Raw genomic sequence first — 13929 nt, 5'->3', positions numbered from 1 at the left:
ACTTTGAAGGCAATGTGCCAATATACAACAAAAAGCCAGTTTGATAATGAAAATATGCCCAAAGTACTAGCTCAAGGGAAGACAATTGAGTGTGTTCGTGGAGCTAATTTACGGGTAATTTTGCTGCAAAATGGTATTGACCTCTACAATGGCGGTGCTAAGGTAATAAACTGTCGGGGAATTGGCAGTTGTGGTACCTGTGCAGTCAAGGTAGAAGGTGAGGTGTCGGCTGCGAATTGGCGTGACAAAACACGACGCTCGCTTCCTCCTCATTCTCCTACAACAGACTTACGTTTAGCTTGTCAAACAGAGGTGCTAGGTGATGTGAAAGTGACAAAATTCGCAGAATTTTGGGGACAAGGTTCTCGAATAGTATGGACACCAGAAGGTTAGGTTAAAAAAAGGAGAAAAACAAGATGGGTAGATGGACACCACTAATTCTGATGGCCGGAGGCATGGCAATTTTAATGGGGACACTCCTAGGCATTAATTTTCCTATGGGTGGACAACAAACTGCCAGCAATAATGCTCCCGGCGGTAGAACTTCCAGAGTCTTGCCGGCGAATATTAATGTTAATAGTTCTGCACCTAGCAGGAGTACAAATGGCACGGCCACTCCAGGTAGAGGCGGCGTTGCTCAAGATAGTTTTTCTGCTCCTGATAACAGAAGCAGTGTCGCTCAAAGTAATGATTCGTTCTCAACCCCTGGAACGACAACAGGTACCAGAACTACCACCGCGCAAACCACCACGACACCAAGCAGTACAGCAAATCAAAACAGAGAACCTATCCGGGCTTTATGGTAAACCGGGATAGTTTTAAGTTGCTAGTCGTTAGTTATGAGTTATGCGTTATTAGTTATGTACTAATGATAAATAGCTAATGATAAATGACTAATGACTAGTGACGTTTTAATTATTGGTGGCGGCGTTATTGGTTTAGCGATCGCCATTGAACTAAAATTGCGCGGGACAAATGTCACCGTGCTTTGCCGTGATTTTCAGGCTGCCGCTACCCACGCTGCTGCTGGGATGTTAGCACCAGATGCCGAAAATATTCCCGATGCAGCCATGGGTGTTTTGTGCAGGCGATCGCGTGCCTTATATCCAGACTGGACAAGCAAACTTGAAGATTTAACAGGTTTAAATACTGGTTATTGGCCTTGTGGGATATTAACACCGATTTATCAAGAACAAGAAAGCAAGATAATTTCTGCTCCATCTCCTCATTCCCCGGCATATTGGTTAGATGAAGTCGCAATTCATCAATATCAGCCAGGATTAGCAAAAGAAGTAGTTGGTGGCTGGTGGTATCCCGAAGATGCACAAGTTGATAATCGTGCTTTAGCTCAGGTACTGCGGACAGCCGCCGAGTCTTTGGGGGTGGAACTTAAAGATGGTATTACAGGAGAAGGATTTTTACAACAACAGGGAGAAGTAGCTGGTGTCCAAACCAACATAGGGGTAATGCGTGCTGCCCACTATGTTTTAGCTACAGGTGCCTGGTCAAATCAGTTACTACCATTGCCCGTAAATCCGCGTAAGGGACAAATGTTGCGTGTAGGGGTACCAGAAGTTTCATCTGAGTTGCCTTTAAGGCGGGTTTTATTTGGGGAAAATATTTACATCGTACCGAGGCGCGATCGCTCGATCATCATTGGGGCAACTAGCGAAGATGTGGGCTTCACGCCCGACAATACCCCCGCAGGGATGCACACTTTACTCCAACAAGCCATTAGTTTATATCCCCAATTAGAAAATTATCCCATTCAAGAATTCTGGTGGGGATTTCGCCCAGCTACCCCCGATGAGTTACCCATTCTTGGCCCTAGCCACTGTCAAAATTTAACATTGGCTACCGGGCATTACCGCAATGGCATATTATTAGCACCTGTTACTGCCGCCTTGATTGCTGATAGCATCTGCGAACAAAAATTTGACCCGATTTTATCTCACTTCCAAGTTTCGCGCTTTCATACCAAGCCATCTACCAAAAACTCCATGCTGACTCACTCCGCCAACTTTGCCAACGGACACCGTTCTGCAATCTTGCCACTCATTGACGACTCACCGCTGACTATTGCTGGTAAAACCTTTCAATCCCGCTTAATGACGGGAACAGGCAAATATCGCAGTATTGCCGAAATGCAGCAAAGTATTCTTGCCAGTGGTTGCGAGATTGTCACTGTCGCAGTGCGGCGGGTGCAAACAAAAGCAGCTGGACAGGTTCGCGGAGCGTCTGCCTTAGCAGAAGGTTTAGCCGAAGCCTTAGATTGGACAAAAATTTGGATGTTGCCCAATACAGCTGGCTGTGCAACCGCAGAAGAAGCGATTCGCGTGGCTCGTTTGGGGCGAGAAATGGCAAAACTATTGGGACAAGAAGATAATAATTTTGTCAAATTAGAAGTAATACCAGACCCGAAATATTTACTTCCCGATCCTATTGGCACACTACAAGCCGCCGAACAGCTAGTAAAAGAAGGTTTTGCCGTATTGCCTTACATCAATGCCGACCCCATGTTAGCTAAACGATTAGAAGATGTTGGTTGTGCGACAGTCATGCCTTTAGCATCACCCATTGGTTCCGGACAGGGACTAAAAACAACAGCCAATATTCAAATCATCATTGAAAATGCTGGTATACCAGTGGTAGTAGATGCGGGAATTGGTTCACCATCAGAAGCAGCCCAAGCAATGGAATTAGGTGCAGATGCCTTATTAATTAATAGTGCGATCGCCCTGGCCCAAAACCCCCCAGCAATGGCTCAGGCAATGAATTTGGCCGCAGTAGCTGGTCGTTTAGCATATCTAGCCGGCAGGATGCCCTTGAAAACTTACGCTAGCGCTAGTTCTCCACTGACTGGAACGATTACTAGTTAGGGAGTGGGAAGAGGACAAGGGGGGAAGCATTTGGGCTATTAACAAAATCTTTTTTTCTCCTCTTTCTCCTCTTCCTTATCTCCCCAATCCCCAGCCCCTAATGTAACGATTTGTCTCTCAGTAAGCGAGCAGAATATAGGGTTTATGTAACATAAATTCAATTAAAGAAGATAGTGAAGGAATTAATTCATGCCCTATACAAACGAAGAAGGCGGACTTCTGAACAATTTTGCCAAGGAACCAAAAGTTTACCAAGCAGAACCTCCTACAAACGAGCAAAAGCGTAACTACATTTTCTTAGGGCTGGCTGGTGCAGGTTTAGTTGCTGGCTTAATTTTTGTTGCCTTCTCTGTTTCTCATGTCAGTTAGACATAAACTGTTTAATAAAATTTAATTTTTTAGCTAGAAAGGTTCCCTGATTAGTAGGAGCCTTGTTTTTTGTTTTTTGCTAGAATCATAAAAGAAAAATATTAAGTATAAATATATACTTAAACATTGTTAAAACCTCAAAGAATGGATTCATCCTTAGCAAATTAACTGTCATAATTAAGTTTTTCGTCTACCGGAATACATCTTGTAAAGTTTATGTGTAGTATGTTTTGGCTATTTAGCCGCCATGAGCGTGAATGATACTCCACACTCCAATAATTTTACTTGGAACAGACAAGTATATCACCGTCTGAAACTTTGCCTCAGTCTGGGCTTACGACGACAGTTGTTTTTGGCAGTAAGTGATGATTTACACTTGAGAAATCAAGTAGCTGCTCGTTTGCATTCTACTTTGGCTTATCCAGTTGGGCAGGTGCTATATCAGCCTGTCGATGGGTATGAAACTAGCACTCCTGCTTATCCGCGATTGGTGACCTTAAGGTTAAATTTAAGTGATCCTAATCCCATAGAGCAAATAAATCAGTGGTTGGCTAACTATCCACCACCAATTGTTGGTGCATCTAAAGATACACCTGGAAGACCTTTACCGATACCGTCATTTCAAATTGTCGGTGTTGAGCAACTTACTAAGCAAACGGTAGCAGTACAGCGTTTGTTTTTACACTATTTGCGTTTAAGTGATCAGACTTTTTCTAGTCAAGAATCCGGTCGGTTTCTAGATTCTAGTGTGCTGCTGTGGGTATCACGGCCTTGGTTATCAGCTATTCAGCAGTCGGTACCACAGTTTTGGCGTTGGCGGACTGGTGTGTTTGTTTTTGCTGGAGAACCTACACCCACGACACAAAATCAAGGCTATCCAGAACGTGCTGCTAGTTCTAGAAGTTTGGATTTAGGAAATGAGCAATCTTTTGTGGATGAATCAGTTCTGGAAGCAGAAATGAGAAATGTCTCTGCAACAGACTTCAAATTTGGAGATGATTTTGATTTCACTGAGAAAACACCAGGTCATTCTCTAGAGAAACAGCAAGAAGTTGTGGCTGTGAATGAAGAATTATTGCAGGCTAGACCAAAGACAGAGAAATCAACGGGTAATCAATCTAGTAGAAATAATAGCCCATCAATATCGTCGTTGTCTTATATTAGCAAGGAGCTAACCGAGCTAGTAATAGCAACGTTGAATACCAAGATTTCTCAAGATGAAGATAATTGGCAACCGCAGCAAGTTCTATTAGAGATTGAAGAATTACATGCACAAAAAGCTTCTAAAGAGGATTTGGCAGCAGCGTATCATCACTTAGGTAATTTATATCGCCTCCGGGTTGAACAAGGGCAGTCAACTTTAGAAAACTTGATGGTAGCAATTCTCGCTTATCAAGAGGCGATCGCCTACGATGAAGCATCACCCCAACTACCAGATATTTTAAATGACTTGGGTACACTTTATTGGATGTTGTCCCGCATACCGCACAATGCGGCAGATGGGCCAACTTACATACAGCAGGGAATAGAATTTTATCAGTTGGCTTTAAATATCATCTCTGCCCAAGAACAATCAGAAACTTATGCACGGGTGCAAAATAATCTAGGGACAGCTTACGGCGATTTAGCTCGGTTTGCTAACCCATCTGAAAACTGGCAAAAGGCAGTCTCAGCTTACAGTGAGGCGCTGCGCTATCGGACTGTGGAAATGGAACCCTTAAAGTATGCAGCTTGCCAAAATAATTTAGGTACTGCTTATTGGCATTTAGCACAATACGAACAACCAGTAGAGCATTTGCAGCAGGCGATCGCAGCATACAGTCAAGCGTTGGCGCACTACAACCCCGAACAGGAACCGCTCAAATATGGCATGATTCAAAACAATATCGGCACTGCCTACTGGAATTTAGCACAATATGAACAGCCATCTGAACATCTGCAACTAGCTATTAATGTTTATTGTGAAGCTTTAAAATATCGTACAGCTGCTCATGTTCCTAGTGCTTGTGCGGCTACACAAAATAATCTTGGTACCGCCTACTGGCATTTAGCCAATTTATCCCAAACAACTAAAGAAGCACGGCAAAAGTTACTAAAATTGTCCATTATCGCTTATGACGAAGCCATTGCACTGGCTCATTCACTAAGTGGGACACCTTTAAGCTTTGATTTGTTTGCTACTCACAATAACTTGGGTTTAGCTCATTATCAGCTAGTAACAGATAGTTCTTTTATTGGGAACAAAGCTACTAGTTCACAACACCTAGAAGCAGCATTAAAGAATCATTTACAAGCTTTAAACGGATTGAGTCAACAACCAGAGGCTTATCAAACAACTTTTACTTATGTGGTGAAAACAATTCGTGCTTTCCACAGCGAATTAGGCATTCAAGGACAAAATCTTGCTTTATCTAAAGTTCCTGGTCATTTGTTACCGGAAATTTTACCAAAGTTAGGGTAGTTTTGATGAAACCCACATTCCGCACCCAATTCTCAAAATTTAACAACGCTGCAACTGTGTTAATAAAAATACAATTTCATCCATTGCTTGGCGCACAACACTAGCAGGCTGTTGAGAGTGATTCACAACCATACTAAAAGCTAATGGCTCATAATTAGGCGCATTCACGTATCCAGATAAAGAAACTACACCCGTCATTGTGCCTGTTTTTGCTTGCACATTGCCAACAGCAGACGTGTCAAGCAAGCGATTTTTTAAAGTACCACTCACACCAGCAACCGGGAGGGAAGCACGAAAAATTTCTGCTTGTGGTGATTTTGCCATCGCCTGTAAAGTTTGCACCAAAGCTTCTGGACTAATGAGGTTTTTGCGAGATAAACCAGAACCATCTACTATTATGTAACTTGTGGGATCAACTCCTAATTGAGTTAAAGTTTTCTTGACCACTTCCAAGCCTGCATCAGCAGTAGTTTGATTATTTTTTATTGGTTGTTTAATAGCTAAAGCTCTCAGTAAAGCTTCCGCATACAAATTATTACTATTAACATTTGTCTCCACTAACAACTCAGATAATGGTGGTGACTCAACTGCTGCTAATTCCCGTTCATTCTGACCACCAGTACCATTAGATGTTTGTCCTACAGTAATTCCTGCCCTTACCAAAGTCTGACGGAAGTGACGCAAGAAATTTTGCACAGGATCAAAAACAGCTATAGCTCTAATATTAGGTGTGGAATTTACAGCCATCTGCCCTTGAATTTGCAAGACTGGCCCTTTTAAGTCACGGCTGACTGCAACGAAACCTGGTTCATCTTTTTGCGTCGTGACAGAATTGTTTTCCACTCGCCATTGATATGCTTCAAAGGGTTCATTCCACCTGATTTGTAATGGGTTCCCTACTGTTTGAGGTCTAATACTTAATAAGGAAGCGTTTTCATTCACAATTAAACTATTGACTGGTGCGCCATAGTAAGCTACTAAATCTTCCCATTCCCAACTAGGATGAACAATTTCTCCTTGAAAATAACTATCATCGGCAATCAACTGGTTAACTTGACTTATACCCTGCTGGCGTAACTGCTGGGCTAATACTTGCAGTTGCGGAACCTTTAAACTGGGATCTCCCCTACCGACTACACGCAAAACACCATCACCATCTTGATAAACAGAGGTGCGGATACGAAAATTTCCCCCCAATTGTTCTAATGCTGCGGCTGTTGTCAATAACTTAGTTGTGGAAGCTGGAGTAAAGTATTTTTGAGCATCTCGATTGTAAAGAACCTGCTCAGAATCCAGGTTTTTTACTAAAATCCCCCAACGCACTCGATTAAATTGAGGGCTATTAGTGACAGCATCCACCGCTGACTGTAGTTGTGCGGGACAAATTCTCTTTGTGGTGGTAGATGGAGTGACTTGTGTTGGTATTTGTGCTTTAGCTACTTGTTGAGTAACACCTATTTGGGTACTGATAAAGAGAAATAACAAGCTCAGGGTAATTTTGGTAGACATCACTCAAGTTACGTTTTTTATTGACTCAAACATGATTTAGTATGGTTATCCCACAAATATTTAGACTTTTAGCACCAGATAATCTGTGTTTATCTGTATCCATCTGTGGTTTCATTTGAAAGGATATCAACTTTTGCAAAATATTTATTTCCAGGATGACCAAGATTGCACCTGCCGTTATAGTACTGGGTGAAAATAGTGTGCCAGTAGCCCGAAAAATTATTAATGTCCTGCCAGGGGCAACATTATACGGTTTGGCAGGTCGCACGTCTAATGTTGATGTCAGCTTCACAAATTTTGGCGAAACATTGCGGGAGTTGTTCGCAGAGGGGACACCGTTAATTGGTATTTGTGCTGCCGGCATTCTCATCAGAACTTTAGCACCAATGCTTTCAGATAAAAAACAGGAACCCCCATTATTAGCTGTAGCCGAAGATGGTAGTACTGTAGTTCCGCTTTTGGGTGGACTTAACGGCGTGAATGATTTGGCGCGACGCATTGCTGAGGTGTTGGATGTTCAACCTGCAATTACTACCACAGGTGATATTCGTTTCCGCACAACGTTATTATCTCCGCCTCCTGGATATCATTTAGCTAACCCAGACGATGCCAAGAAGTTTATCTCAGATTTATTAGCTGGCGCACAGGTAAAACTAGAAGGTACAGCACCTTGGTTGAGTAATAGTCAACTACCCATAGACCCCAACGGTAATTTAACCATCCAGGTTACAGAACACTTAGTAACTCCGGCACCTAATCGCCTAGTTTATCATCCAGCCACTATTGCGATTGCGATCTCTGAAACCTCTATGACTGTAGACACAATACAACAGCTATTAGCCGATGCCAATCTCGCCGCAGCATCAGTAGCCGGAATTTTCGCCCCAATCACCATAGCCGCAGATGCCAGCATCCAAGCCATTGCTAACGCCTTCAACGTTCCTATTCGTTTTTTTACCCCAAATCAACTAGAAAACCTGATTTCACAAGGTTACAGTCCCGCCCAAGCTATAGCGATAAAAGCCACCTCCTCATCTCCCGACCAATCAATCTCCTCATTTCCCCACCTAGCGATCGCCATTGCTTCTACACCCATCGACCCCAGCACCATCGGTCAACCAAGAGGGCGGTTAGCAATTATTGGCACTGGGCCTGGTGATTCTAAGTGGATGTCTCCAGAGGTAAAAGAAATACTCAAATCGGTAACTGATTTAGTGGGTTACAAAACATACATTAATTTAATTGGTTCTCTGGCTGATGGTAAACAACGGCATGAGTCAGATAACCGTGAAGAAATCGCTAGGGCCACGATGGCGCTAGATTTGGCAGCATCAGGGCGATATGTAGCTGTAGTGTCATCTGGTGACCCGGGGATATATGCAATGGCGGCGGCTGTATTTGAGGTATGCGATCGCCACCCTAAACCCGAATGGGAAAGTATTGATATTCACGTTGCACCGGGTATCTCGGCCATGCAAGCGGCGGCGGCGGCCATTGGCGCACCATTGGGACACGACTTCTGCGCGATTTCTCTGTCTGATATCTTGAAACCTTGGTCAATTATCGAACAACGAATTGTGGCGGCGGCTCAAGCTGATTTTGCGATCGCTTTTTATAATCCTGTTTCTCAAGAGCGCACTTGGCAACTGACAGAAGCCAGAAATATTTTATTGCAGTATAGAACACCAGATACCCCGGTAGTGCTAGCACGCAATCTCGGTAGACCAGGACAAATGGTGCAAGTGATCAAACTTCAAGAATTAACACCAGATGTAGCGGATATGCGGACAGTTATTTTAGTTGGTTCCAGCCAAACTCGCACAATTCAGCGTAGGGACGGTAGCATTTCAGTTTATACACCCAGGCGATACACTACATAAAAGACTTCCTAAAAACTCAGGACTTACGTACCATAACAAATTATTCAATGTGTTGAAAGATTATTTTTAATAAATCTCCTTGGGAAAAAGGCTTGGCTAAAAAACCTGAAGCTCTAACTAACTTTGCTCTCACTCTATCTAACAGTCCTGTCTTAGCAGTCACCATAATCACGGGGGTATTTTTGAAAGATGAATGCTTACGTAGCAACGCACAAAGTTCATAACCATCTAAATTAGGCATATCAACATCTAATAAAATTATGTCTGGTTTTGTGCCGAGAATTTGCATTAAAGCATTTAATGAATTAGTAACTCCAATAACAGAAAATATCTGATCATCTAGAAAATTTTTGATGGTATTGATTATTGTAGGACTGTCATCAATACAGAAGATTGTATAAAGTTTTTTTTCAACAGATGGTTGAATCTGCTGACCGTTATAATTATTAGTATTAATATTATTACTTGATGTGCCATGAGAGTGGGTTGCTTTCTTCCCTTCACTCACTCTAGGCGATTTTTTAGCCGTTGATGGCTGATATTGTGGCTGATTTACATGTGGTGATGTCTCAGGATAAGGTCTATCGCGCCCATAGTTTTGACACTGTTCAACTAGTAAGCGGAGATTTAGATGACAGTATTTTGGCATATCATCCAAAAAGCTATCTGGAATAAATTCAAAACTTCCCTCTTCCAAGCGTAGAAATGACTCTAGTACTTCTAGCGCCAACTTCTCTATCAGTATTGCTGCTTGAGCCGGACTAATATATTTTTGACTGACTAACCAGCAAATTGCCAAATAATCTGGGTTTGGTATTGTCTGATTTTCAATCCCAGTTTCAAATATCGCCTGCAACTGTTCATGAATCCCTTGAGGGAGAGTTGCTATTTGCTGACTTAAGCTTTGCAAGTTTCTGTAAAGCGGCTCAAACATTTTCTCGGAGTAACAGGCATAAATTAACTTACCCTCTTCGATATATATTGACCAAGAACCTGATGTGCTAAATACTTGCAAACAGCCCGTCACAGTCTTGCTGGTGATTTTTTTCAACAGAGATATGGGCTGGAGTTTTTGGAAAAATCTATATCTACTAATGGGAAGTGTCTTCATCGGCACAGATTTGAGTTACAATTAACATCCGCAGGCAAAAATGGTGAATAACCTTCGGGGAATTCACAGTGAAATTTTTCAAGAGAGTGTTCAGATAAATATAGCGGTCACATTTGAGTTAGTACAGAGATTCTTCACCCCTAACTCCTAATTTCCCAATATCTGGTAAGCTATAGTTCATCAATCTACAATTCACCGTGGTAGACCCAGAAATGCTGTTGCCAAATTGCCAGATGACCCAACTTGTTGCCAAAAACAGTATTTCAAAATAAATTCGATCTACTATGTCTTTCACTAATCTAGTTAATTCAACAGTAACCCAAGTGCTAGACATAGACTATTGGCTCTAGCCCATCAGTAGCAAATAAAAGACCAATCTACGTATTATTGAGTAGATATTGCCGATAATTAGCGCTTAAAGGGTCGCTATGTTTGGGCAAAGTGTCATCTTTTACACTAAATATAGTTCCAGATCCACTGTTTACCGCAGTGTGAGATTGTAGAGTTTCTCCCTAGTCAGGCTTTGGTAAAATCAACGCTTGCACCGCATAATTGGTGAATTTACGCCAAAAGAAAACTACCTGATAATTTACACTACACGATGGTTTGTAGTGAAATGCAACATTACTCAACTCAGCAGAAGGCAATCACTTTATAGGCACTGGAAAGCATGATTCGGATTAAGCGGTGATCAATCCTTTTGCCATTGTGAAATGTTACAACCAAAAATTTATAGCCAAATTCCAAAAATAGAGTACATACAACAAAAATAGCTTTTGCAGCTAAATGATCAATAGTAAGTAAATTACTTACTAGTTTTTAGGTTACTATATTTTTCCCATAAAAGTAAAACAAACAGTATAAATATAATGATGAATAAGTAAAGAAAATATAAATGACAATATGACAATAATTTTAAATTTTCTTTCCGGAAAGGCAAGTTTTACAAGGCTTACCGTACTTGTACGTAATTAGGAAAAAATAAAAATCATGGTCTGTTCTCCAACTTCTTAATATTAATTATGCATAGAAGAAGACGTATTTATAATCAAAGTAAAGCATTTAGTTATTTATGTGACAATGTTAAAATTAACAGTGCCACCCGTTAAAAGAGAATCACTGCAATGGTTACCCAGCTAGCATCTTCTAACCAACAAGGCATCATCTACCCTGACAGCGATGGACAGCCAATGGCGGACAATACCAAGCAGTTTGAATTGATTGTATTGATTAAAAAAAACTTGGATTTGTTGTTTGCTAATGATCCTCATGTATTCGTTGCTGGCGACTTGCTGTGGTATCCCGTGGAGGGAAGCAACACGACCCGCAGAGCGCCTGATGCTATGGTAGTTTTTGGCAGACCAAAACAAAATCGAGGTTCCTATCTCCAATGGCGAGAAGATAATATTCCCCCGCAAGTGGTGTTTGAAATTCTCTCTCCTGGTAATAGTGTTAAGGAAATGATTGCCAAATACAAATTTTATGAGCGCTATGGAGTAGAAGAATACTACTTATATGACCCCGATACATCCGAGTTAAGCGGTTGGTTACGTTCCGGGAATGAATTAACCGAAATTCCGGAAATGTCTGGTTGGGTAAGTCCCCGTTTAGGTATCCGTTTTGAATTGTCAGATGGGGAACTTCTGATTTATCGTCCTAATGGACAGAGGTTTCTCAGTTATGAAGAACTAGACCAGCAACGAGAACAAGAACGTCAACGGGCGGAACAAGCAGAAGCAGAATTACAAGCTCTTCGTGCTTTACTACAAGAACGAGGAATTAATCCAGAGCAATTGTGACCGAATTTATTTTACAACTTGAAGATACAGGCGCACGCCTTGACCGCTATCTTGCCCAAGAATTACCCGATTTATCGCGTTCTCGCATTCAACAGTTAATTGAACAGGGTAACGTCCAACTTAATGGTAAAGTCTGCACAACCAAAAAAATTAATGTCAAAGCAGGCGATCGCATCATCCTAGAAATCCCAGAAGTCCAACCTTTGGCACTGCAAGCCGAAGATATTCCCCTAGATATCCTCTACGAAGACGAACAGTTACTCGTTCTCAATAAACCTGCTGGCTTAGTTGTTCATCCTGCGCCGGGCCATCCTGATGGTACTTTGGTAAATGCTTTATTGGCACACTGTCCTCATCTCCCAGGAATTGGCGGAGTCCAACGACCAGGAATTGTGCATCGATTAGATAAGGATACAACAGGGGCGATCGCTATTGCTAAAACCGATATTGCTTATCAAAGTCTGCAAGCGCAACTCCAGGCAAAAACCGCCCGGAGAGAATACTTAGGTGTGGTTTACGGTGCGCCAAAAACTGCCAGCGGTAGCGTAGATTTACCTATTGGCCGCCATCCCCAAGACCGCAAAAAAATGGCAGTTGTCCCCATAGAAAAAGGTGGACGTTCTGCTATCACCCATTGGCAAGTTCTAGAACGTTTGGGAAATTACACATTAATCCTCTTTCAATTAGAAACCGGACGGACTCATCAAATTCGCGTCCACAGTGCCAAAATTGGTCATCCTATTGTGGGCGACCCCATTTATAGTTCTGGTCATTCTGTGGGAGTAAACTTGCCAGGTCAAGCACTACATGCTTGGCGCTTGAAGTTACAGCATCCCATTTCTGAAGATTGGATTGAGGTGACAGCACCCCCTCCTCAAACATTGACGACTTTATTAGAAGTTCTGCGGCGACGAGTTGCTATCTCTTCTTAAGAAATTTTTGTGAGACAACCAAAACCCAAAATCTCCCGACCTTGTGCAAACCCAGCCTGAGCTAAATTGTTACAGTCGGGAGAATCTTAATTGTGTCATTTCCCTGTGAGCTTAACTAGACCAATACCACCGAAGTAAAGTCCTAATACTGCACCTGCTAAAAGACTTTGGGTTAGGGGGTCAGTAGAAGGCGTGAGGACAGCACCTAGCACAACTGCGCCGATAATCACATAACGCCAGCCGGCAATCATTTTTTCCGATGAAACAATTCCCAAATTACCAAGCAACAATTGGATGATGGGAATTTGAAATGCTAGGCCAGTGCTAAATAACAGCAGCAGCACAAATTCAAAATATTTGTCAATTGACCACAGTTGTTCGACAACATCTGTACCATAACTAATGAAAAAATTTAAAGCTGCTGGAATCAGAAGCAAGTAAGCAAATATTAAACCAGCAGCAAACAAGATACTAGAACCGAAAACCACAGGCCCTAACAAGCGGCGTTCACGGCGAGTTAGTCCTGGGAGAATGAATTGGATAATTTGATAAAGAATAAAGGGACTCGAAAGTACCAAGCCACTATAGCCTGCTACTTTGATAGAAACAAAGAAATATTCTCCAGGAGCAAGTTGCAGAAATTTTACACCCTGGGCTGGGACTTCTAGTAGCTGGACAATTGGTTTGACAGCGATGAAACAGCCCACAACAAATATGACAACAGCAATCAGAGAATAAAAAATCCGCTGTCGCAATTCTTCTAGGTGGTCGAAAAGAGACATTTCGACTTCATCTGGCAACTCACTGAGAGGATCTAGTTCTGAGTTGTCGTAGTCCTCCTGGTCAATGTCAGGACTAGTTACAGCGTTTACATCTTGTGAGGGTGTCATTAGTCAGCTCAACAGGCAACATTTGTTAACTATTTTATCTTTTTGCTGGTAAGACCCCAAGTGTATTGCAGTTTGAGCCTAGAATCCCCGAACTCAATT

Annotated in this window: 11 protein-coding genes; 8 read left to right on the top strand and 3 right to left on the bottom strand. The window is 42.1% G+C overall.

Annotation, left to right across the window (positions count from 1 at the left end; all coding sequences use genetic code 11):
• The first annotated feature begins 54 nt into the window (after window positions 1-54).
• From ACM0OT_RS02085 to ACM0OT_RS02065, 5 genes are all read left to right on the top strand, one after another.
• Window positions 55-393 carry a 2Fe-2S iron-sulfur cluster-binding protein gene (locus ACM0OT_RS02085; RefSeq protein WP_414562319.1) on the top strand — a complete coding sequence of 113 codons (339 nt, stop codon included), beginning with the start codon at window positions 55-57 and terminating at the stop codon, window positions 391-393.
• 23 nt (window positions 394-416) lie between these two features.
• Window positions 417-806, top strand: a complete 390-nt coding sequence (locus ACM0OT_RS02080; protein ID WP_414562318.1) for a hypothetical protein — start codon at window positions 417-419, stop codon at window positions 804-806.
• 90 nt (window positions 807-896) lie between these two features.
• Complete coding sequence (thiO, locus tag ACM0OT_RS02075; protein ID WP_414562317.1) at window positions 897-2879, top strand: glycine oxidase ThiO; 1983 nt, start codon at window positions 897-899, stop codon at window positions 2877-2879.
• Between the two features lie 189 nt (window positions 2880-3068).
• Complete coding sequence (gene psb34 / locus ACM0OT_RS02070) at window positions 3069-3248, top strand: photosystem II assembly protein Psb34 (RefSeq protein WP_414544216.1); 180 nt, start codon at window positions 3069-3071, stop codon at window positions 3246-3248.
• A 247-nt stretch (window positions 3249-3495) separates the two neighbouring features.
• Window positions 3496-5709, top strand: a complete 2214-nt coding sequence (locus tag ACM0OT_RS02065) for a tetratricopeptide repeat protein (protein ID WP_414562315.1) — start codon at window positions 3496-3498, stop codon at window positions 5707-5709.
• A 39-nt stretch (window positions 5710-5748) separates the two neighbouring features.
• Here ACM0OT_RS02065 and dacB read toward each other — a convergent pair whose 3' ends face one another.
• Window positions 5749-7218: a D-alanyl-D-alanine carboxypeptidase/D-alanyl-D-alanine-endopeptidase gene (gene dacB / locus ACM0OT_RS02060; RefSeq protein ID WP_414562314.1), complete on the bottom strand. Its 1470-nt coding sequence runs from the start codon at window positions 7216-7218 to the stop codon at window positions 5749-5751.
• 155 nt (window positions 7219-7373) lie between these two features.
• Between dacB and cobJ the strand changes: the two genes are divergently transcribed.
• Window positions 7374-9098: a precorrin-3B C(17)-methyltransferase gene (gene cobJ / locus ACM0OT_RS02055; protein ID WP_414562312.1), complete on the top strand. Its 1725-nt coding sequence runs from the start codon at window positions 7374-7376 to the stop codon at window positions 9096-9098.
• 40 nt (window positions 9099-9138) lie between these two features.
• Here cobJ and ACM0OT_RS02050 read toward each other — a convergent pair whose 3' ends face one another.
• Window positions 9139-10209 (bottom strand): response regulator, encoded by a 1071-nt coding sequence (locus ACM0OT_RS02050; RefSeq protein ID WP_414562310.1) that lies wholly within the window; start codon window positions 10207-10209, stop codon window positions 9139-9141.
• A gap of 1124 nt (window positions 10210-11333) precedes the next feature.
• On the opposite strand from ACM0OT_RS02050, the gene ACM0OT_RS02045 reads away from it, so the two are divergent.
• Complete coding sequence (locus ACM0OT_RS02045; protein ID WP_414562308.1) at window positions 11334-12008, top strand: Uma2 family endonuclease; 675 nt, start codon at window positions 11334-11336, stop codon at window positions 12006-12008.
• The gene (locus tag ACM0OT_RS02040) at window positions 12002-12940 is read left to right on the top strand and encodes an RluA family pseudouridine synthase (protein WP_414562839.1); all 939 of its coding nucleotides are present in this window, start codon (window positions 12002-12004) and stop codon (window positions 12938-12940) included. Before ACM0OT_RS02045 ends, ACM0OT_RS02040 begins: the two co-directional genes overlap by 7 nt.
• A 95-nt stretch (window positions 12941-13035) precedes the next feature.
• Here the strand turns inward: ACM0OT_RS02040 and tatC are convergent, their stop codons facing one another.
• Window positions 13036-13830, bottom strand: a complete 795-nt coding sequence (tatC, locus tag ACM0OT_RS02035) for a twin-arginine translocase subunit TatC (protein WP_414546002.1) — start codon at window positions 13828-13830, stop codon at window positions 13036-13038.
• Window positions 13831-13929: the final 99 nt, after the last annotated feature.

Origin of the sequence: Anabaena sp. CCY 9613 (assembly GCF_963920895.1) — a bacterium.
In the GTDB taxonomy this organism is placed as follows: domain Bacteria; phylum Cyanobacteriota; class Cyanobacteriia; order Cyanobacteriales; family Nostocaceae; genus Cyanocohniella.
The sequence above is the reverse complement of the archived record's forward strand: the minus strand, read 5'-3'. Positions and strand labels throughout refer to the sequence as shown.